A 21,530-nucleotide genomic window follows, 5' to 3' on the forward strand; every position below is an offset into this window, starting at 1 on the left:
AAGGTTCGCGCTTGGGCACGGGCTACCGCCCGTTAGCGCACCGCAACACGTAGTTGCGTTTAGTCGGACCGTGCTTCCGCAAGAGCAGCGGCGTCGATCTCCTTCACGGACGGTGGCGGGCCGCCGACCAGAATGCCCGCGTCAATCGCGTTACGAATCTCGCCTTCCGACAAGCCCGCGCCGCGAAACACCTGCTCGTTGTGTTCGCCGCGAAACGCCGGCTCGCTGCGCATTCCAAGCTCATCATCGGAAAAGCGCCATGGATAGCCGTGGATGAGATAGGAGCCGCCGCGGCGATCCGGGATCTCGTGCACCGCACCCCACTGCTTCGCCCAATCGGTCTCGGCCAGTTCCTTCAGGGTACGGATCTGGCCGATCGCGATCTTGGCCTCGTCGAGCTGGGCATCGAGCGTCCTGAGATCGCGGAACGAGAGCATCCACGTCTGGATCACTGCATGCAGTGTCTTGTAGTTCTGCAGGCGGCGCTCGGCGGTACTAAAGCGCGGGTCCTGCGCAAGGTCCATACGGCGCATGGCGCGCAAGTAATTCAGAAACGTGTTGCTGCCGATGATGCTTTGCGCCGCCACGAACTCTTCGCCGCGGGGGCCAACGAAATGCGGGCCATCGGATGCGCCGAGGATGCCCGGCTCGGCGCCCGTATCGATACCCGCGAGATCGAGGTGGGCGCGTTCGTTGATCGACATCATCACGGCAGCCATCGCGACGTCGATGTATTGCCCGCGTCCGGTTACTTCACGTTTGCGCACCGCCGCGAGCACGGCGATCGTCGCTTGCAGGCCCGCATAGACGTCCGCGTGCGACAGCGGATCGGTCCACTTGCGGCCGTCGCCCGCGCTGTCGAAATGGCGCAGCGTGTTGTGCGTAAATCCCGCTTCGGCCTGCACGGTCGGCGCGTAGGCCATGCGCGACGCCCAGGGGCCGCGCTGACCGTAGCCGGTGATCGACACGTAGACCAGCTTTGGATTGCGCCGGGAGAGCGTGTAGTAGTCGAGTCCGAACCCCTTGAGCGTGCCTGCCCGAAAATTCTCGACGATGATGTCCGCTTCGTCGCACAGGCGCAGCACAAGCTCGCGTGCGCGCGGTGCGTTCAGATCGATGCTGACGTTGCGCTTGCCGCTATTTTGCTGCGCGTAGTAGCCCGACATGCCGTCGCGATTCGGGAACGCAGCACGCGACACATCGGGTCGCGGCGGCTCGATCTTGATGACGTCGGCGCCGAGATCGGCCAGCGTCCGGGCGCACAGCGGACCTGCCAGCACCCGGGAAAAATCGACGACCTTGAGTCCTTCGAGTGGTCCGGCCATGTCAATTTCCTTCGAAAGTGGCGGTACCTGGACCGGAGGTTTCGAAGGCCTCCAGTCCACGCTTGAGATCCTGCGACGCCCAGATCGGCTTTTGCAGTTCGAACATCGCCTCGTCGGCAGCAGCGACACCCTCGTTGACCGCGACCCGTACGAGCTGCTTGGTTGCGGCATGGGCGATGGTCGGGCCGGCCGCCAGTTCCTGCGCAACGGACAGCGCGACTTCATCGAGTTTGTCGTCGGGCACAACGAGATTGATCAGGCCCCAGCGTTCGAGCGTCGCTGCGTCGTAACGGCGGCCGAGCATCGCGAGCTCCTTCGCGCGCGCCGGGCCGGCCCGCATCACCTGACGCTGGATGCCACCGAGCAGCGGATTCAAGCCGAGCGCGACCTCGACTGATCCGATTTTGGCCGATTCGGCGACCACGCTGAAGTCGCAGGCGAGCGCCACTTCGAAGCCACCGCCAAGGCATGTACCGTTCACCGCGGCAACGATCGGGATCGGTAGTGTCTCGAAGCCGCGAAGCACTTCAAGCGGATCCATCAGCCCCTTGCCTTGCCTGGCAATGCGATCCGGAAAAAGCGCCACTTCGGCACCGGCCGAGAAGTGCCGCAGACCGCTGCGCAGCAGGATCGCGCGCGAGCCGCGTTTCACCGCCTCGTCGAATTCATCGAGTAGCGCGCGATACAGCGTCGGCCCCATCAGGTTATGTGGGCGACGGTTCATCGTGAGAACCGTCACATGACCTTTGAGTCCTTTAAGAACAATTGCTTCGTCCATTCTTGCTCCATTTCGTCAGGTTCAAGTGTTTAACGATCTACATGTTAACAACAATAACATTTGAGTGACGCATTGATACCAGCGTTTTCCCTGACTGCAAAAAGTAAGGAGTGGAGAGGTTCGTTTCTCTGTCGTAGCAAAGACAATCAGACTGCGGCGAGACTCGACAGTGCGCTCGGCCTCGGTAGCCTCCAGTGAGCATTTCACTCGTCGACGCCTGCGACGACGCGCGCGTCCCTTTCGGCACCATCTCCCAGTACGGCCAACGCCTCCTGATAGGCCTCGCTCTGATAGGCGGCAAGAGCTTGCTCGAAACTCGGGAATTCGACTACGACGGTCCGCTCCTTCAGACCCGCTTCGAACGCAAAGACCTCGCCGCCTCGCACCAGGAACTTTCCGCCCGCCGCTCTTACCACTGCTGTCGCACGGGCGCCGTACGCCGCGAGCTTGCTCGCGTCATGAATCGCTCGATACGCTGCCACCCAATATCCTTTGGTCATTTCGCTTCCTCAGTTGAAAGAATACCCGACTATAGTAACATCGTTAACATTGAAATCTATGAGGGTTATTCCTGGCCTCAAAAACGGGTGCAAAGGATGAGATAACGGTGTTAACATGAAGCCATGCGATGACCCGATGCCAACCTTTTCGCGGAGAACCTCATGCCGTACACGACTATCAATCCTGCTACCGGCGAACTGCTCGCCACCTACGACGACATATCCGACCAGTTGCTCGAAGCGAAGCTCGCTGCCGCGCATCGCGCTTTTGAAACCGACTGGCGCCGCCGTCCGGTCAGCGATCGGGCACGCATTGTGTCGCGCGCCGCGGCGCTGCTGCGGGAAAAGGCCGACGAATACGCCGGCTATCTGACGCTGGAAATGGGCAAACGTAGCGGCGAAGCGCGCAAGGAAGTGGAATCGTCGGCGAGCATTCTCGACTACTACGCAAAGCATGCGCATGCGTATCTGCAATCACGCCCGCTCGCGGAAGCACCCGGCGCAGCCGTGCATATCGAGCCAATCGGCGTGCTCTTCGGCATTGAGCCGTGGAATTTCCCGTATTACCAGATTGCGCGTGTAGCCGGACCGCAACTGATGGTGGGCAACGTCCTGCTGCTCAAGCATGCGGAAAGCGTGCCGCAATCGGCGTTGGCCTTCGCTCGACTGTTCGAGGAGGCAGGCGCGCCCGAAGGCGTATATACGAATCTGTTTATCTCGATCGAGCAGGCCGGCCGCGTCATCGACGATCCGCGCGTCCAGGGTGTGACGCTGACGGGCAGCGAGCGCGCCGGCGCCGCCGTCGCCGAGCGTGCCGGCCGCAATCTGAAGAAGGTCGTGCTCGAGCTGGGCGGCAGCGACCCGTTCATCGTGCTCGAGGATGCGCCGCTCGACTGGGCGATCCAGAGCGCGGTCGCGGGCCGCATGCTCAATGCGGGTCAATGCTGTGTTGGTTCCAAGCGCATCATCGTGGTCGGCAAGGCGCGCGGCGACGCTTTCCTCGAAGGCTTCGCGAACCGGATGGCAGCGCTCGAGACAGGCGATCCAGCCGATCCGGCGACCGCCGTCGCCCCGCTTTCGTCCGAGCGCGCGTTGACGCTGCTGCTTGAGCAGATCGATCGCGCGGCTTCGCACGGCGCGCGCATCGTGTGTGGCGGCACGCGCGTCGAGCGCCCGGGCTTCTACTTGCAACCGACTGTTCTGACCGACATCTCGCCGCAAAATCCGGTCTTCGCCGAAGAACTGTTCGGCCCGGTCGCCGCCTTCCACGTCGTCGAGGACGAAGCCGCCGCGATTGCGCTCGCCAACGGCACGCCGTACGGTCTCGGTGCGTCGGTGTTCACCGCGGATACCGAACGCGGCGAGCGGGTTGCCGCGCAGATCGACAGCGGCATGGTGTTCATCAATCAGCCGTTCGGCACGGCGGCGGAACTGCCGTTCGGTGGCGTCAAGCGTTCAGGTTTCGGCCGAGAGCTTTCTCAGCTGGGCTTCGACGAATTCGTCAACAAAAAGCTGATCAGGGTTGCCCCCGTCGGGGCGGCACCGTTCGGCCCCGCGCGGGCCGCCTGAACGTACCTCGGCGCGCCGTCCACTCATTGTCATTTCCGTCGACGGGCGCCCGACGCTGGTCACATGGCGAGGGGCGCGATTGTGGCGCTTCATTCTTTTTTCCTTTGAACGAACACTATGACAAGCAAGACGATTATCAGTTGCGCGCTCACTGGAAGCGACGATACCCCGCGGCTGAGCCCTGCCGTGCCCGTGACGCCCGAGCAGATCGCAAATGAGGCCATTGCTGCATGTGAAGCCGGTGCGAGCATCGCTCACATTCATGTTCGTGACCCCAGAACTGGCGTTCCAAGCACTGAGCTGTCGCTCTACACAGAAGTCGTTTCTCGTATCCGCGATAGTGGGTGCCCGATATTGATCAATCTCACGACGGGCCCGGGCGCACGTTTCGTTCCAAGCGACGAAGACCCGAACCGGGGAAGTGAATTGAGTACGATGATGACGCCTGAGGCTCGCGTCCGGCATGTGCTCGAGTTGCGTCCGGAAATCTGCACGCTGGACGTAGCGACCATGAACTTCGGCAATCGCGCATTCGTGAACGTGCCCGACCACCTGGTCAAGATGGCAACCTTGATCGAGGAAGCAGGCGTGAAGCCGGAAATCGAGGTATTCGATCTCGGGCACTTGCGCCTCGCGCGCCACCTGATCGAAACGCAGGGGATTCTGCAGGCTCCGCTGTTCCAGTTGTGTCTTGGTGTTCCATGGGGAGCGGCCGCCGACACCGAAAGCCTTCTTCAGATGAAGCGGTATCTGCCCGAGAACGCGCATTGGTCGGCGTTCGGCATCTCGCGCGCCCAATTTCCGATCGTGGCACAAAGCGTGATTCTTGGCGGGCATGTCCGCGTCGGCCTCGAGGACAATCTTTATCTTGCCAAAGGGGAACTGGCGCCAGGCAACGCAGCGCTGGTCAAACGTGCGGTCAGTATCGTCAAAAGCATCGGCGCAGACGTGGCAACGCCTGACGAGGCTCGCAGCAAACTCTGCCTTCCCCGTCGCCAATAGAACAGGTGGAGAGCGTGCTACGGTACCGATCATCGGTGCGGTTCAGGGTCGAGGACGCCGGTGTTGGAGCGACGATGTGACTGCGCGCTTCTGTCCGATGAGTCGCAATTGATGGTTGTGAATCCGGCCTGGTTCTAAAGGGAGCCGATGGACAGCGGGACCGCCTTCCCTAAGAACGCTACGTTGCGAAGCGCATCGGTTTTAACCGGTAGCCTATCCCGGGGCTACCTATACCGCCGCCTCACTCATGTCTGGTTCATCCTTTTCCTGCAAGAGTCCTGGATGTTCTGACATAAGAAACGCGGCATCTATTGATGCAAGGAGACAAAAATGCCTTTGTGGAATATCTATCATCCGGTCGGCGCCTACACGGCAGATGACAAGCAGGAGATGGCAAAGCGAATCGCCGACATTTACATCATTCCTCGCTTCTACGTAGGCGTTCTGTTTCATGAACAGCCGAAAGACTCCTTCTTCATGGGGGGTGAGTCGCGAGGTGACTTTGTCAGAATCAGATTAGACCAATTCGCCAGACATATCTCCAAGGACGTTGAGTGGACGGAGTCCTGGCTGCGCAAGGCGAACGCTGCGATTGCGCCATTTGTCCAGGATCGAGGCTACCACTTCGAGTTGCATGTCGGCGAAACGCCGCGAGAACTGTGGTTGATCGACAGCATTCGACCACCTCGGCCTGATACGCAAGCTGAGAAGAAATGGAAGCTTGAAAACCGGGCGTCGCCATATGATCCGAGCGAAGGTTGAATCGATCAGTTACGTCTGAAACGACTCGGAGGCTGAACTCAACCGACTGCGGTGAAAGCCGGGCTTTCACTGCAGTCCCAACCTTCTGGTTTCCCGTCTCTCTCACGACGCGGCGCGATGCAGCGCGTTGCCGTCCGCTCTGGAAGTGCCTGGCATCAGCACCAATCGTTGCCACAAGCGCGCGAGACATTCTACGAACGGTCGCTCCAGTCATCGGCGGACATCGCGCGTTCATACCTTTAGACAATGGTTTTCCGTGGGGCTTGTGTCCATACTTGATTGCTATCATAATCAAGTTTCGAAGTTCGACTATGCGAGAGCCCGCAGCCCTGGCATCGCGTCGCGCCCGCGGGGGCATGATTCACACCGCAACTCGAGCGAAGGAGAAAGCACATGAAGGCCCTGGTCATCGAACACAACGGCGAGCCGTCAGAGGTAGTCCACTGGCTTGATTTGCCCGAGCCCACGCCCGGGCCAGGCGAAGTCCGCGTGAGGATGCTGCTGGCGCCGGTGCACCCGTCCGATTTGCACGTCATCCGTGGACGTTTCGCCCGTCAGCGTCAGCCCGAACTGCCGGCCTCGCCCGGGTCCGAAGGCGTCGGAATCATCGACGCCGTGGGCAGCGACGTGCCGCGCACGCGGGTCGGAGAGCGTGTGGTTTTGCTGGACGTGCCCGGAACCTGGAGAGAGCAGGTCATCAGTCCGGCCGCCCGCGCTATACCCGTACCGGCGGCGATTTCCGACGAGGACGCCGCACAGGCTCTCATCAACCCGATGACGGCATGGGCAATGACGATGTGCGAGCACCAGCTTGGACGCGGCGACTGGCTTGTCCAGAGCGCGGCGGGTTCGACGGTTGGTCGCCTCGTGCTGCAGATCGCGAAAGCGCAGGGGTTCCGCACCATCAACCTCGTACGCCGTGAAGAGCAGGTCGCCGAGATCCAGGCGCTTGGCGGTGACGTCGTGCTATGCACCGCGGACGAAAGCTGGCCCGAGCAGCTGAAGAAGGCCACTGGCGGCAATGGCATCGTGAACGCGATTGACTGCGTCGCCGGCCGCACGGGCGCCACGCTTGCGCGTCAGCTGGCCCCGAACGGATGCCTGCTCGTCTACGGAGCCTTGTCGTCGCACCGTCAGAACGACCCGGCGGCCTTCGAGATGCCGATTTTCGCCCCGGCGCTTATCTACTCGAGTGCCGAGGTGCGCGGCTGGCTCATCTTCTCGTGGCTCGCACGCAAAGGGGTGAGTGAAGGCAGCCAGACGCTGCGCAGCCTGCTCGATCGCATGGCCGAGGGCAGCTTGAAGCCGCCGGCAGCGCGCCGCTACCACGTCGATCGCGCACTCGAAGCCTTCACGGCCGCGGAGAGCGCCGCACACGACGCCAAACCGCTGCTAGTGTTCGCGGAGCGCTGAGCTTCGCCCGTGTCACCGTCGCAGGCGGCTTTGCGCCGCCCGGCGGCCGCGGATGAAGCTTGATCGAAGGTTGAAGTAAGACGGCATCAATCAGGCGCGATATTCGTGAGTTATTCGCTGTCCCCGTTTCTGGAGAACACCGTGGTGTATGTAAAACGCGAGCAATCCGACGAAAACCGCGAAGCGCTGCTGGCCACGGCTAGCCGGCTGTTTCGCGAACGAGGTATCGATGGCGTGGGCGTCGCGGAAATCGCGCGCGAAGCCGGGCTGACACATGGGGCGCTGTACGCGCATTTCCGCTCGAAGGACGATCTTGCGACGGAAGCCTTTTCGCAGGGCCTGGCGCTGAGCCGCGAAGCGTTCCGGGGCAAGGCAGCGCGTCGCAAGCACAGCGTGTTGGGGTATCTCGACTATCTGCTTTCGCCGCTAAGACGCGACGAGCCCGGCATGAGTTGTCCGATGACGGCGTCGGCGAGCGAAATCGGGCGGCACGGAAATGACATCAGTGCGCGGTTTGCCAAAGGGTTTCAGGACAAGGCGAGTGCATTCGAGGCCGTGCTGGACGAAGCGATCCCCGGGGCCGAACGGCGCCGTCTGGCGATGACCATCGTCGCAGCGGAAATCGGGGCTATGGCCGCCGCCCGTGCCGTCGCCAAGAGCGACCCTTCGTTATCCGATGAAATATTGAAGGCGGTGCATGCCGTGCTGTTGAAAGCATCGAAGGGGCAGTAAGGCGACATCCGACATCTGGCTGCGCAACGTCACCCGACAATGCGCCGGGCGTTCGTCGCGGGGTGGCCTGCCAGCGAGCTCATGGTCGGATTGAAGAACACTAACCAACCCTCATCAACGGTACTCGAACTCAAGAGCAACATCGTGTCACAAGATCTGTCGCGCCGCCGCTTCCTCGTATCCGCCGCCGCAGGCGTTGCAAGCCTCGCGCTTGCCGACATGTCCCCGGCCATGGCAGTGTCCTCGTTCTCCAAAGGCGCTGCCGTGCAAGGGTCTCCACTTCCCACGCTTCCTGAAGTCCTCGCAGGGAATCCAGGCTCAATGAAAGTCGTGAACTACGCGACGTACGTTCAGGACCGGCACAGGGTGGACGCGTCCCGAGCCGAGCATCAGGCTTATGCGGATGCGCTCCGCGAGCACGACCGGCTGGTGATCGGCGGCCCGCTGCTCGACGACGACGGGCGGCCCCGCGGCGTGCTGCTCGTTTATGAGGTTGCGTCGAAAGAGGAAGCCGAAATGTTGGTGCAAAGAGATCCGTTCGTTCTGAATGGTGCGATTGCGGACTATCGCCTGGCCGAGTGGACCGTGCTGAACAGCAACGTCGAGTTGCTCGCTGCCGCGCTCGTCGCGACGGATCGGCGTGTTCTGCTCAAAGAACCGCGTGCATCTGGCGCTACGCCAGTCGATTCAGACGCGCACGCCGCGCGAACCTACGTCAATTACGTGAAATACGTTTCTGATCGCTCACACGTCGCGCGGGTGAGGCCGGCGCACCGGTCGTATGCGCGGACGATCAAGGCAAACGGCAAGCTGATCATGGCGGGTTCTTTTGCGGACGACTCGGGCGCGCTGTCCATTTATCGGGCGCAGTCGAAAGACGAAGCGATGGCGCTGGTACTAGAGGACCCGTACCACGCAGAGGGCGTGCTCGAAACGTACGCGCTTTCGGAGTGGCGGCTGTTCGGGTTGAACGCGGGATTGATTCAGAGGCATTGAAGCGCAGTCACTTGTTGGCCATTCCTTACGCTGGTTGTCACTTGGAACTGCGATTGGCCTACTGTCATGGCTGAGGGGTGGTCGTGGGTCGCTTCGGCCAATGAATTGTCAACAGACTTGCGTCGGTGAAAGGGAGGACAAAACGACAACGAGTGTCGTCCGCTTCAGTGGTTACGACCTCAAGCTCCCGCGATAACTGGAGCAATGCGCACTTTAGCTGGTCGGGTCGTGATCGAAATCAGGAATATCAGCGAGTGGTGCGGCAATGTCCATATGCCTAGGAGTGCTACCAAGGTTTATTACAAGTAGGAGTTTCATGCCAAACGATATCTCACCCAAGACCCGGTCGCGCCGTCGTTTTATTGGAGTGGCGGCGGGGACAGTTGCTGCGGCCTCATTGAGCCGGCTTGCTTCCGCAGAAACGAATCAGGCTATCACTGAAATTGCACAATCGACCGGCGGTGACAAGACCGCTATTCGTCCACTTCGTGTGCATGCGCCGGAATCGCAACTCATCGATTTGAAAAGGCGTATCAAGGCGACAAGGTGGCCTGAGCGTGAAACGGTAGCGGATGCGTCGCAAGGGGTGCAGCTCGCGACGATGCAGAAACTCGCGCGTTATTGGGACACAGATTATGACTGGCGCAAGGTCGAAGCGAGGCTGAACGCCCTGCCCCAATTCGTCACCGAGATCGATGGGCTCGATATTCATTTCATCCACGTTCGTTCAAAAGACGCGAATGCATTGCCGGTCATCGTCACGCACGGGTGGCCCGGTTCGATCATCGAGCAGTTGAAGATTATCGATCCACTGACCAATCCGACCGCCCATGGCGGGACTTCATCGGACGCTTTCGATGTCGTGATTCCGTCGCTCCCAGGTCACGGGTTTTCAGGCAAGCCGACTACGACCGGCTGGGATCCTGTTCGCATCGCCCGCGCCTGGGTCGTACTGATGAAGCGTCTCGGATACACGCGATATGTTGCGCAAGGCGGCGATTGGGGGAATGCTGTCACGGAGCAGATGGCCCTGCTCGCACCGCCGGAACTGCTTGGCATTCACACCAACATGCCGGCCACCGTACCCGACAACATTGCGGAAGCACTCAAGTTCGGCAAGCCGGCGCCGGCCGACCTCTCAGCCGACGAGAGGCACGCGTACGATCAACTCGACTCTTTCTACAAGCACGGCCTTGGCTACGCCCAGGAAATGGCGAACCGCCCGCAGACGCTGTACGGGATTGAAGACTCACCTATCGGCCTCGCCGCTTGGATGCTCGACCACGACGCCGGCAGCCAGGCACTTATTGCACGGGTGTTTGACGGTCAGTCCGAGGGGCTTACGCGAGACGACATCCTCGACAACGTGACGCTCTATTGGCTAACAAACACGGCAGTCTCGTCGGCTCGACTGTATTGGGAAAACAAGCTCAACTTTTTTGCCCCGAAGCACGTTGCCATCCCGGTTGCCGTTAGCGTTTTTCCAGATGAGATCTACGCTGCCCCGCAGAGCTGGGCAGAGAAAGCGTATCCCAAACTGATTCATTACAACCGTCTCCCCAAAGGGGGGCACTTTGCGGCCTGGGAGCAACCGCAAGCCTTCTCGGACGAGGTTCGCACGAGCTTCCGGTCTCTGCGCTGAACTCAAAGGTCGGTGCGGGGCCCGAGATTCGGAGGAAGCCTCGAATTGACGGTGCGTGCGGACACGATCTTCATCGCGGAGTCTGCCACGTTTGGGCATCCGGAGGCAGACCCCGGGCATCGTCACAGTACTCGGTGGCGTGTACCGGTTCGCGGAGCGCGACGGCCGCTCAGGCGCTCCGAATGCGCGATTACCTCTTCTTGTCCGAAAATGAGGGGCTTTTGTCATTCAGGTCCAATGGATGGAATCTCTCATGAACCTGTCAGACTACTTTACATTAGGATTACCAATGAGTTTTATCTGCAATTCGAAGGCAAATGTGGTTCATCTGAACGTCGCCGCGCTGACCCGACACCGGGGCAGTCACCCCAGCATCGCTGGATTCAACTGCCAAGCAAGGGGTATTGAATGAACAGCACTGCCCTAGCCTGCACCGCTGCCCTCGGTCTGCTCCTGTTCTCGCTTGGATTCGCCATCTCGGTCGTGCGCAGTCGCGTCGGCCAGCTGAGCGGCTACCCGCCTGAGCCTGACCGGCTGCTCACCAAACTGGCTCGCGCTCACGGCAACACTGCCGAGTACGCGCCCTTCTTCACAGTGCTTTTTCTGTTCCTCGGCTCAAGGAATCCGCCTGACTGGCAGCTCTGGTGCATGGAAGGCGCAACGGCCTGCCGCCTGCTCCTGGTGGTTGCGCTACTTGCATGGCCCACCATGTCGAAGCCCAATCCGGCCCGGGCTATCGGGGCGTTGGGAACCTACGCGTTCGGGGTGGCTCTCTGTGTCGCATTGCTCATCGGTCGTTAGCCCTCTGGCCGTGTCGCGTCGTCTGTTTCGCCGCTCATCGCAACGGATACGCGATCGGCGAAACATTCGTGTTCAGCGGAAAGAAGGAAGCGCGGGACGCGCACGTTGAACCAACTTGAAGAGGAAAAATCCCGATGTCGAATCCGATCAACATCCGTCGCCGGCGCTTTCTTGGGACCGCCGCCGTCAGCGTCGGCGCAATGGAAATGGTCCTGTGCGGGGTTGCGCACGCGCAGTCCGGTCATGCGGAAGTGCCCGCTGCAGATGCAAACACGCTGGTGTCGACTGCATCGTTCACCAACATCAAGCAGATCGATGCCGGCGTGCTGAACGTCGGATATGCTGAAGTCGGGCCGGCCAATGGCCCGGTCGTGATCTTGCTCCATGGCTGGCCTTATGACGTCCACAGCTTCGCCGACGTCGCGCCTCGGCTCGCGTCCGCAGGCTATCGGGTAATCGTTCCGTACCTCCGCGGCTATGGCACGACGCGTTTTCTTTCCGGCAATACGGTCCGCAATGGCCAGCAGTCGGTACTCGCCGTCGACCTCATCGCGCTGATGGATGCGCTGAAGATTCAGAAGGCGATACTCGGCGGCTTCGACTGGGGCCCGCGCACAGCCGATGTCGTCGCCGCGCTGTGGCCAGAACGCTGCAAGGCATTGGTCTCGGTGAGTGGCTATCTGATCGGTAGCCAGGCGGGCAACAAGGCGCCCTTGCCGCCGAAGGCGGAACTCGCATGGTGGTATCAGTTCTACTTCGCGACGGAGCGCGGCAGGCAGGGCTATGAAGCTAATCGGCACGACTTCGCGAAGCTCATCTGGCAACTTGCATCGCCGAAATGGAACTTCGACGATGCGACGTTCGAGCGATCTGCAGGTGCTTTCCAGAACCCGGATCACGTTGCGATCGTGGTCGACAACTACCGCTGGCGATTGAGTCTCTCGAACGGAGAGCCGCAATACGACGCGCTGGAAGCGCGTCTCGCGGCCGCGCCGGTCATCACCGTGCCGACGATCACCCTCGAAGGCGACGCGAACGGCGCGCCCCATCCGGAGCCTGCGGCGTATGCGAAGAAGTTCGTCGGCAAATACGGGCACCGCACCGTCACAGGTGGAATCGGCCACAATCTGCCGCAGGAGGCGCCCAAGGCCTTTGCAGACGCAGTGATCGAGGTTGCCAGCTACTAAGCGACCACGTGTTGCGCCTTAAAGACATTTGACCTGGCGGCTCTGCGAAAACAGCTGTGGCGTCGGTCATTTGACCGATACCGTTCCGCGCGGGCTGCCTGAAATGCTTACGAGCCACCCTACACGTCTGAGGGGATTTCCGTCATGAAGAGTCTGTTGAAGATATGTCTCACATCGGCGTTGTTGCCTGGCAGCGTGTTTTCGCTCAAGGCAGCGAATGCTGCAGAATCCGCTCAGTTCGCTAGCGGAAACTAGTTGCAGACCAGTTGCGCAGCAGTCATCTCGGCGTTCGTGATTGTGGCGCCTACTCCGCTCGGTACCTCTACGGGGAAAATTCAAGCCGTGCACCCGGCCTGAATTTGGCCGGGCATCAGGCTGGCCTGTGAGCGATCATTTCCGCCACCTCGTCACACCACGCGATATAGGCCTGTTCCGCCAGCACACCGCGGCGCGTCACCAAAAGCGGTCCCAGCTGGTGCTCGGTCAGCACGGCCTGCCTTTCGAGAAAGAATTCAAGCTGGGCCTGGTGGTCCGCACGCACCTCACGGATCTGCTGCAACGCTGTCTGGCGCGGCAGCAGATCAAAGCACAGCACCCGCAGTATCTGCTCGTCCTTGATGGCCGGGCGCGGCGAACCACTCGCCACCCAGGCCGTCAGCTTCTCTAGTCCGGCAACTGTCATGGTGTAGATCGAGCGCTCCGGCCCTCGCATTCCCGGCAAGCGCTCCGATGTGATGAGTTCATCCTTCTCCAGTTCGCGCAAAGCAGGGTACACCGAGCTGTGTTCAACCGACCAGCAATGTTGGCCCGCCATCTGCAGCCATTTCGTTAGTTCATAGCCGGAACGCGGCTGGTTATGTATGCCGGCAAGAAGGACATACTTCAGAGGCTTTTCCTTGCTTGCCGCGGCTTCCTTCTGATCGCTCACTCGCATTGCTCCTTGATTCCGTCAACGCCCATCATTCTTTGACTATGTTTTTTTTGACATAGTAAAAGAACGATGCCACTATGTATTTTTCCACATAGATGATTTTATCAGGAATGCGGCCCTCGTTTCGCCCAAGCAGCGATCGCGCTAACCGCCGCAGCGTTGACCGCATGCGTCCGGTCCACCGTGTCAAATCCTCCTGACGCGGGCGATTCCTGAGGTCCGTGGCTCATGTTCGTTAGTCATTTTGCTCATTCGTACAAGGAAGAAAAGCATGCCTCAGGAAACCATTCTCGTCACCGGCGCCGCCGGCAGCGTCGGCTCAACCGCGCGCGCGGCCATCGCCATCCTGCTGGAACAGGGCCATCGCGTACGCGCCATGGTGCGCAAGCTGGACGCACGCGCTGACATGCTGGGTGAGCTGGGCGCCGAAGTCGTGGTCGCCGACATGCTTGACATTGTCGCTGTGCGCGCAGCTATGCAAGGCTGCTCAATGGTGTATTTCACGATGTCAGTTTCGCCCGACTATCTGGAAGCGGCCACCAACGTCGCGGTCACAGCCAAAAGCCTGGGTGTGAAGGCCTTCGTCAATCTGTCGCAGATGACGGTATCGCAGATGAGCGAGACGGAGACTACCAGTAGCCCGCAACAGAGGCAGCACTGGCTCGCAGAACAGATGCTGCGCTGGTCCGGCCTGCCGGTGGTCTACCTGCGTCCAACCGCTTTCTTCGACGGCATGTTCCTGCTACAGGCGGCCAAAAGCATCCGCGACGACAACGCCATCCGCCTGCCGTTCGCTGACGGCAAGACCTCGCCGATCGCCGCCGCCGACGTGGGGGCAGTCGCCGCTGCTGTGCTTGCCAACCCGGAGCCGCATATTGGCAAGGTCTACGAACTGACTGGTCCCCAGTCTCTGACGATGGCCGAGCTCGCACAGGAGTTCAGCGGCGCTCTGGGCCGCACCATCCAATACGTCAACGTGCCACCGCAGATCTGGGAGGCCAAGCTTCAGGAGGTTCAACAGCCGGCGCATCTGACCGCACACCTGGTCGTCATGGCCCAGTTGCATCGCGAGAACCGCTACGACCGCATGACCGACAGCTTCGAGCAGTTGGTCGGCCGCGCGCCGATTTCCGCTGCCGAATTCGCTCGCCGCCACGCGCCCGCGTTCACCCCTGCCTGATCCTCGCTATTAAAGGGAAACAATAATGGAATTCGTTCTCGCCTTTCAACAGCCACCAAACGTCTATGAAACCTACGCCGATCTGCTCAAAGGGCAGCAAGTCTCGCTCGCGTGGAAACAGTACATGGGCGCCTTGACGGCCGCTGGCGTCATGCGGGCCGGCACGCAACTCGATCCGCGTAACGCCAGCACGGTGCGGATGCGGCACGGCCAGCGCCAGGTCCAGGACGGCCCATCCCCGGAGGCGCACGCACTGTTCGGCGGCTTTGTGGCGATCAATGTCGAGACGCAGGCAGAGGCTTTGCATTGGGCCGAACTTAGCCCCAGCTCATCGGCCGGATACACGGAAGTGATCCCGGTCCTGCCGATCATCCGTGCGTAGGTGCCCATAAGATCATGCCCGCTACTCTTGCCAATCAGGCTGAGAAAATTTCTTCTCCTCCTGTCAACCTGCCGGCCAACGAACTGTTCCACGGTCCGCTGTTGTCAAACTTGATCCGCCTTGCCTTGCCGACAGTCGCCGTGCTGTTCATGACGACCTTGCTAGGTGTCGCCGAGACCTATTTTGTCAGCTCACTGGGTCTGAAAGCGATCGCCGCCGCATCGCTGGTGGTTCCCGTCATGATAATGATGACCACAGTATCGAGTGCCGGCATTGGCGGCGGCGTGTCGTCGGCCATCGCCCGCGCCACAGGCGCCCGCCGCCAGGACGAAGCGGAAAGCCTGGTCTGGCATGCGGTGGTCATCGCCGTCATAGCCGGCGGACTGTTCTCCTTGATGCTGTTGCTGGCCGGCCCGGCGCTGTACCGCAGCCTTGGCGGCAGCGGGCCATCGCTGAACCAAGCGATACGCTACTCGAACATCCTGTTCGGAGGCGCGATCCCGTTCTGGATTTTGTTGCTGCTGCAGGCGTCGCTGCGCGGCGCCGGTAATGTCAAGGTGCCGGCGATGATCATACTGGGCGGCGCGGTCGCTGGCCTGATACTGTCACCGATGCTGATCAACGGCTGGTTGGGTGCGCCGCGCATGGGTGTGCCAGGCGCCGGCGTCGCCCAGGTCCTGTGCAACATCGCGGCGCTGGGCGTGGTGGTCGTCTACATGCGTTCGCCCTCGTCGACGCTGCGCCTGCGCCGCTATCCACTGCAGCGCAAGCATTTCAGTGCGATTCTCGGCGTCGGCTTGCTGTCGGCGATCAACGCCGTCATGTCGGCTATGTCAGTCACCGCGCTGACGGCTGCCGCCGGTGCCGTGAGCGTTGTCGCGATCGCCGGTTACGGCATTGCCTCCCGCCTCGACATGCTGCTGGTGCCGGTGATGTTCGGATTCGGCACTGCCGCGATCACGCTGGTGGGCACGAACCTGGGCGCAGGCAACGTGGTGCGTGCGCGGCGCGCGGCGATCGTGAACGTACTGTTCGTTGCCGGCGTGGCTGGCCTGGTCGGACTCGTTGTCTCGCTCTTTCCGCAGCTCTGGATGGGCCTCTTTACCAACGATAGCGCCGCTATGGCGGTCGGCGCGCAATACCTACATTTGGTCGCGCCTTTCTATGCGTTGATCGGCGTGATTTTCGAACTCTACTTCGCAGGCCAGGGGGCACGCCGCATTTTCTGGCCGATGACCGCGAGCGTGGTGCGTTTCGTATTTGCGCTGGCGGCGATGGTGCTGGTCCTGCAAGGCTACGCGAGCCTGCACACTGCTTTCGTACTAGTGGCAGTCAGCATCGTCGTGGCGGCGACCATCAGCTTGCTTGGGTTCGTGCGAACCCGCTGGGATCGTTAGACACCAGTTGGAGTCTACGACGCCTCAGCTCTCACCCGCGTGGCTTCTACAGTTATACCTGGTGGGCAAGTCGAACACATCGGCTTGCTGTCCGCTTATCCAAACGAAGAAACTCGTCATGTCGACGATCCGCTTCTACTACAAGACCGTTGTGAAGCACGAGCGGTTTGTCGCCGGCCTCACGGACTTCGGACCTGAAACAGTCAAAGCTATGCGCTTTCCTGGGTTCAGGAAGACCAGCGCGTCGTCACGTGACGCTAAGGTTCTCCATTCACCAAGTTCGTTAGCTCTCCGGTCGCTTCCCTCGCGCTGGAAGATCAACGCAGCTTCGATCGCGTGTCCGAATAGGCTGACGACGCGGACTTGAGCAGATCTATGAGGTTCTAGAGTTAAAGGAAGCTCACAGGCATGTGACGCGACGCCTGCAGCCCAATGATAGGCTGCGACAAGAATGCTCCCGATAGCCCGAGCTGCCCAACTGATAACAAGGGTTTGCCGCGAAGACGATTTAGTTTGATCAGCATGCATCTTGAAGGGCGGACTCCAGTCGATGTTCTATATTTATCTCGATGCAAAGGTAACCCACGTAACGTTTTTATCGGCACGAATATGAGGCACTTGAACGGTCGACGCGAGTCCACACAAGAAATTCTTGTCGCATGAAATGAATTGCCGGCAATCCTGGTTGGAACGTCGAATGACGAACGTCAAGCCCGTCGACCGCGGCACCGGTGCACGCGCTAACGATCTGATCCCGAGCGGTGCTGAGCGCCTGGGTCAGGCTTGGTTGAGCGAAGACGACGAGCGTCGTGATCGATGCCCAATACCCTTCAGGCGGCATAGCAAGGCGGGCTGCGCCGTAGCTGGGTATGCAGCCGGTCAGCGTGTGCGCGAAACGGCGCGCTTAGGGCACGTGCATCAGAGCTTTTATCCATCGTTGCTGTCGAAAGGCCATCCGTCTTGCATCCGATAGAACCGGTTGTTAGAGAAGATCGAACGAAGTGCTGATGACGCCGCGCATCTGCGTCGTCGGGTCCATGCAGGCTCAACGAGGAACGCTACTTGCTGATGCGACGTGTTCCGTCTGCACTGCCCTTTGATTGCCGGGAGCGATATTCCGATGCCGCAAGCCACTATCCGTCGAACGTGGACCGCCGCCTTCACCGCTGTCCTGCTTTCTTTCCAATTGCTGTCCGTCGCTGCGCAAACCTTACCAGCGGATGCGTCGATAGCCGCAGCCTCCGCACCGGTCAATTCTGCCCATGCAAGCGCCCCGGCAGTGCAATCCGCATCGCCCGTCGTACCCGTGCCGCCATCCGATCTGTACGGTGCGCTGTATCGCGACGTCGAACTCGCTCATCTCTATCCCGACAGCAAGACATTCGCCGACATGTTGCCAAACGGCCCGCCACAAAAAATCGTCGCCGATTATGTGAACCAGAAGGCGGTAGCGCCGTTCGACCTGGAACAGTTTGTCGCGACGCGCTTTACGTTGCCCGCACGCCAAACGATAGACTACGTGTCCGATCCCAACCAGAGCGTCACCGCGCATATCGACACACTGTGGACCGTCCTTCGACGCGATCCCGACGCGAGCGCGAGCCCCTGGTCGTCGTTGTTGCCGCTTCCTTACCCGTACATCGTGCCGGGTGACCGCTTCGATGAGATCTATTACTGGGACTCCTACTTCATCATGCTCGGTCTTCAGCAGAGCGGCCGGCAGGACTTACTGAGAGACGAACTGAACAACTTTGCGACGTTGATCGACCGTTACGGGCACATCCCGAACGGCAACCGTACTTATTACCTCAGCCGCTCGCAGCCGCCATTCTTCGCACAGATGGTGCGGCTAGCCGCAGATCACGAAGGGGATCAGGCCTATCTGCGCTATCTGCCAGAACTGCTTAAGGAATACGCGTACTGGATGGACGGCCGGGACCGGATCGCGCCTGGCGGCGCTTATCGTCATCTTGTGCGCCTTCCCGATGGGACGCTGTTGAACCGCTATTGGGACGATCGCGCAGCGCCGCGCGATGAGTCCTTTAAGGAAGACGTCGTCGCCGCGCAGCAGACACCGCAGCGCAACCCGGAAGACCTGTGGCGCAACCTTCGCGCGGCGGGCGAAACCGGCTGGGACTTCAGTTCACGCTGGTTCGCCGACGGTAGAACGCTTGCCACTGTCGAAGTGACGTCACTGATTCCTGTCGATCTGAATAGCCTGCTCGTCGACCTCGAACGCACGCTCGCGAAGGCCTACCGCGTACAGGGCGACGCGACGCACGCGGAGAACTTCGAACAGCGCGCGGCAGTACGTGCCGACGCTATCCGCAGGGTACTGTGGGACCCGCAACTCAGCGCGTTCGGCGACTACAACTTCGTCGCACAACGGCTCACGCACCGGCTGAGCGCGGCCACTGTCTATCCGCTGTACACCGGCATCGCGACAAAGGCACAGGCGATGGCCGTCGCTGTGACGTTGCGCGACCGGATGCTTCGACCTGGCGGCCTCGCGACCACAACCGTCCAAACGGGACAACAGTGGGACGAACCGAATGGCTGGGCTCCATTGCAGTATCTTGCAGTGACAGGCCTACGACGCTACGGAGAGACGGTCGTCGCCAACCAGATCGCCACACGATGGATACAGACGAACGTCGCGTACTACCAGCACACGGGAAAGCTGGTCGAAAAATACGACGTCGATGCGCAGGCCGGCGCGACGTCCGCTGGCGGCGGCGAGTACCCGTTGCAGGATGGTTTCGGCTGGACGAACGGCGTATTGCGCACGCTAATGGCCATGTACCCGACCGCGGTCGGGAAATCCACGCGGCCTGTCGATGTGCCTTCAGGTCCGCGCGGCGTATCCGAGGCAGCAGCGTCTGCATCTGCTGCGCCGAAGACCACACACCGTTTGCGCGCGACGCCGGCGGACTAGTGAAAGCGACGGAAAGACTGGGCACACGCTGGTTGCGCAAATCTGTTGTGCGAGTCCAGTTTCCACTGGTCTTTTTCGCGTCGCTGCGTTCGCTGGCGGGCGCGGGATATTCTCAACTTGCTGGGTCGACGGCACACTTGCTTCAAAAGACGACTGATGGATCTGAGTCCGGCCCGAAAAGTGACAGGCACAGTGGAACGGATGCACAGCGATACGCCTGGCGTTTGGGTAGGTCGGCCTGGTCTCTGATGTTTTGCGCCCCAACGCACGAGTCAGTCGAGCGGCCGCCTCATCGAATCGCACTATCGATATCGATCGGTCGAAACCGGCCGAGCACTGCCCCATTCAGTTGACCGTACTCGACCCATCTCCGCCGTTCGCACAGTCCTCGGGTCAACGGCGGCTTCTGGCTTGAACGAGACTGTCGCAGTCCAAGCATTCACAACGACGTGCTTGCTTCAAATCGCAGTAGGGTTGGCCTGCATGATCAGCACCATTGTGTTTGCGAGAATCTGCCGTGCAAGGACGGCGTCACCCACCGCACGCGACATACTCACCGCGCCGACGATGGCGGTGAGAATCGCCGTTGCGCGGGCAGTCGCCGCCTCGCCGCTGCCGATGGTCTGCGCAATCTGCTGCACGTTTCTGTTGAACTGTTCGGCAATGACCTGCTGGACCTGCGGTCCTGCGTAGCGGGCTTCTCCGGCGAGCGTGCAAATACCGCAGCCGCTCGTCGGATCGGCCACATGCGCTGGATCAAGCCACGCGTCCACCACTTGCTCAAGAGTGGGTTTCTTCTTGCGCGAAAAAAGCGCATCGAGCCTCGTCTGACCTTTATCCATGGCGCGCCTGGCCGCCTCGGCAATCATTGCGTCGCGCGATTCAAAATGTCCGTAGAAGGCCCCTTTAGTGAGGCCCGCGTTCTGCATCAACTCCGCCACAGCAACGCTATCAAGCCCTCGTTCGCTTATCTGACCTGCGGCCGCGTCCAGGATGCGCTCTCGGCTGGCCGCCTTCTCTGCTCGTGAATGTCCCATTGTTTCAATAGTTTCAACAAAGAGTTGCTTGACAATCTGCAGTACGGTCGCAATACTGTTTCTGCAGTACGATGGACCGGCACATTATAACCCGCCGGACAGGATGAGCCGCGTGAATTGGCGGCAAGGCATATCAGTAAAAGGAGAGCAATTGATGAGCGCATTACTTGAACAAGCAGTCGAGGCCCACGGGGGGATCGAGAACTGGAGGAAGCTCCGCGCCGTTTCCGCCAGACTGGATATCGGCGGTGCCATATGGCAGGTCAAGGGGCAACCCGATATGTTCCGGGACGTCGAACTGGAGGCGGACCTGCGAACGCAACGCCTTGCGATGACGTCGCAGACTGCCGGTTGGAAAGGCCATTTCACGCCGGACCTGGTGCGAATCGAATCGTTGAAAGGAGATTGGATCGAAGAGCGCCACGCGCCAAGGACGTCGTATGAAGGCCATACCGTGCAGACCCAATGGGACCGCCTGCATGCGTTGTACTTTGGCAGCTATGCCCTCTGGAGCTACCTGACCATACCGTTTCTCTATACATACCCCGGCTTCCGTACAGAAGTGTTGCCCGAATGGGAAGAGAACGGAGAGGTGTGGCAGCGGCTGAAGGTGACCTTCCCGGACTCGATTGCGAGCCATAGCCGGGAGCAGATCTCCTATTTCGGCAAAGATGGCCTGCTGCGCCGCCACGATTTCACAGTGGATGTGATGGGCGGCGCACCCGCTGCCAACTACGCATCGAACTATCAGAACGTTGGCGGCATCATCGTCCCGATGTCGCGTCGCGTCTATGCCCACGACACGGCAGGACAAAAGATCGATGACCCGCTCCTCGTGTCCATCGATTTTCGTTCGGTTGCATGGCGCACGGACTGAGCCTGTGTTCTGAACAGTCTTGTCGCGTTGTGGCGCGTACTACCAAATCACCAATGCCATTGTGTCGGCCGCGGAGATGGTGGG

The 21,530-nt window shown here is 60.6% G+C and carries 19 protein-coding genes and 1 pseudogene; 14 read left to right on the forward strand and 6 right to left on the reverse strand.

The features are described from left to right. Positions 1 to 59: 59 nt before the first annotated feature. The 3 genes from P3T21_RS09785 to P3T21_RS09795 form a co-directional block, all read right to left on the reverse strand. Positions 60 to 1,325, reverse strand: coding sequence for a CaiB/BaiF CoA transferase family protein (locus P3T21_RS09785; protein WP_429255731.1), 1,266 nt, complete (start codon positions 1,323 to 1,325; stop codon positions 60 to 62). 1 nt (position 1,326) lies between these two features. Beyond that, complete coding sequence (locus tag P3T21_RS09790) at positions 1,327 to 2,103, reverse strand: enoyl-CoA hydratase/isomerase family protein (protein WP_429255732.1); 777 nt, start codon at positions 2,101 to 2,103, stop codon at positions 1,327 to 1,329. 203 nt (positions 2,104 to 2,306) lie between these two features. After that, positions 2,307 to 2,603 (reverse strand): DUF1330 domain-containing protein, encoded by a 297-nt coding sequence (locus P3T21_RS09795; RefSeq protein WP_429255733.1) that lies wholly within the window; start codon positions 2,601 to 2,603, stop codon positions 2,307 to 2,309. 162 nt (positions 2,604 to 2,765) lie between these two features. On the opposite strand from P3T21_RS09795, the gene P3T21_RS09800 reads away from it, so the two are divergent. The 9 genes from P3T21_RS09800 (at position 2,766) to P3T21_RS09840 (ending at position 12,707) form a co-directional block, all read left to right on the forward strand. After that, the gene (locus P3T21_RS09800) at positions 2,766 to 4,172 is read left to right on the forward strand and encodes an NAD-dependent succinate-semialdehyde dehydrogenase (RefSeq protein WP_429255734.1); all 1,407 of its coding nucleotides are present in this window, start codon (positions 2,766 to 2,768) and stop codon (positions 4,170 to 4,172) included. Between the two features lie 117 nt (positions 4,173 to 4,289). Further along, positions 4,290 to 5,174 (forward strand): 3-keto-5-aminohexanoate cleavage protein, encoded by an 885-nt coding sequence (locus P3T21_RS09805; protein ID WP_429255735.1) that lies wholly within the window; start codon positions 4,290 to 4,292, stop codon positions 5,172 to 5,174. Positions 5,175 to 5,504: 330 nt separating this feature from the next. After that, on the forward strand, positions 5,505 to 5,936 hold the full coding sequence (locus tag P3T21_RS09810; RefSeq protein WP_429255736.1) for a tautomerase family protein: 432 nt from the start codon (positions 5,505 to 5,507) through the stop codon (positions 5,934 to 5,936). Between the two features lie 393 nt (positions 5,937 to 6,329). Beyond that, positions 6,330 to 7,349: a zinc-dependent alcohol dehydrogenase family protein gene (locus P3T21_RS09815; RefSeq protein ID WP_429255737.1), complete on the forward strand. Its 1,020-nt coding sequence runs from the start codon at positions 6,330 to 6,332 to the stop codon at positions 7,347 to 7,349. Positions 7,350 to 7,454: 105 nt separating this feature from the next. Next, positions 7,455 to 8,081, forward strand: coding sequence for a TetR/AcrR family transcriptional regulator (locus P3T21_RS09820; RefSeq protein ID WP_429255738.1), 627 nt, complete (start codon positions 7,455 to 7,457; stop codon positions 8,079 to 8,081). A gap of 144 nt (positions 8,082 to 8,225) precedes the next feature. Continuing rightward, positions 8,226 to 9,077, forward strand: a complete 852-nt coding sequence (locus P3T21_RS09825; RefSeq protein WP_429255739.1) for a YciI family protein — start codon at positions 8,226 to 8,228, stop codon at positions 9,075 to 9,077. Positions 9,078 to 9,393: 316 nt separating this feature from the next. Beyond that, positions 9,394 to 10,719 (forward strand): epoxide hydrolase family protein, encoded by a 1,326-nt coding sequence (locus tag P3T21_RS09830; protein ID WP_429255740.1) that lies wholly within the window; start codon positions 9,394 to 9,396, stop codon positions 10,717 to 10,719. A 408-nt stretch (positions 10,720 to 11,127) separates the two neighbouring features. Continuing rightward, a complete protein-coding gene (locus tag P3T21_RS09835) occupies positions 11,128 to 11,520 on the forward strand; it encodes an MAPEG family protein (RefSeq protein ID WP_429255741.1) in 393 nt (130 codons plus the stop codon). A 134-nt stretch (positions 11,521 to 11,654) separates the two neighbouring features. After that, entirely contained in the window at positions 11,655 to 12,707 is a 1,053-nt protein-coding gene (locus P3T21_RS09840; protein ID WP_429255742.1) for an alpha/beta fold hydrolase, read from the forward strand. A 370-nt stretch (positions 12,708 to 13,077) separates the two neighbouring features. Here P3T21_RS09840 and P3T21_RS09845 read toward each other — a convergent pair whose 3' ends face one another. Continuing rightward, positions 13,078 to 13,641, reverse strand: coding sequence for a PadR family transcriptional regulator (locus P3T21_RS09845; RefSeq protein WP_429255743.1), 564 nt, complete (start codon positions 13,639 to 13,641; stop codon positions 13,078 to 13,080). Between the two features lie 268 nt (positions 13,642 to 13,909). On the opposite strand from P3T21_RS09845, the gene P3T21_RS09850 reads away from it, so the two are divergent. From P3T21_RS09850 to treF, 4 genes are all read left to right on the forward strand, one after another. Continuing rightward, positions 13,910 to 14,818, forward strand: coding sequence for an NAD(P)H-binding protein (locus tag P3T21_RS09850; RefSeq protein WP_429255744.1), 909 nt, complete (start codon positions 13,910 to 13,912; stop codon positions 14,816 to 14,818). Positions 14,819 to 14,843: 25 nt separating this feature from the next. After that, complete coding sequence (locus P3T21_RS09855; RefSeq protein ID WP_429255745.1) at positions 14,844 to 15,200, forward strand: YciI family protein; 357 nt, start codon at positions 14,844 to 14,846, stop codon at positions 15,198 to 15,200. Positions 15,201 to 15,340: 140 nt separating this feature from the next. Next, on the forward strand, positions 15,341 to 16,597 hold the full coding sequence (locus tag P3T21_RS09860) for an MATE family efflux transporter (RefSeq protein ID WP_429255746.1): 1,257 nt from the start codon (positions 15,341 to 15,343) through the stop codon (positions 16,595 to 16,597). A 1,120-nt stretch (positions 16,598 to 17,717) separates the two neighbouring features. Next, entirely contained in the window at positions 17,718 to 19,532 is a 1,815-nt protein-coding gene (gene treF / locus P3T21_RS09865; RefSeq protein WP_429255747.1) for an alpha,alpha-trehalase TreF, read from the forward strand. 458 nt (positions 19,533 to 19,990) lie between these two features. Here the strand turns inward: treF and P3T21_RS09870 are convergent, their stop codons facing one another. Both P3T21_RS09870 and P3T21_RS09875 read right to left on the reverse strand, forming a co-directional pair. Beyond that, entirely contained in the window at positions 19,991 to 20,374 is a 384-nt protein-coding gene (locus tag P3T21_RS09870; RefSeq protein WP_429255940.1) for a hypothetical protein, read from the reverse strand. Positions 20,375 to 20,398: 24 nt separating this feature from the next. Continuing rightward, a pseudogene (locus P3T21_RS09875) lies at positions 20,399 to 20,569 on the reverse strand (TetR family transcriptional regulator); the annotation flags it as partial. A gap of 154 nt (positions 20,570 to 20,723) precedes the next feature. On the opposite strand from P3T21_RS09875, the gene P3T21_RS09880 reads away from it, so the two are divergent. Next, entirely contained in the window at positions 20,724 to 21,446 is a 723-nt protein-coding gene (locus P3T21_RS09880; RefSeq protein ID WP_429255748.1) for a hypothetical protein, read from the forward strand. Positions 21,447 to 21,530: the final 84 nt, after the last annotated feature.

Origin of the sequence: Paraburkholderia sp. GAS334 (genome assembly GCF_050436625.1) — a bacterium.
Classification (GTDB): domain Bacteria; phylum Pseudomonadota; class Gammaproteobacteria; order Burkholderiales; family Burkholderiaceae; genus Paraburkholderia.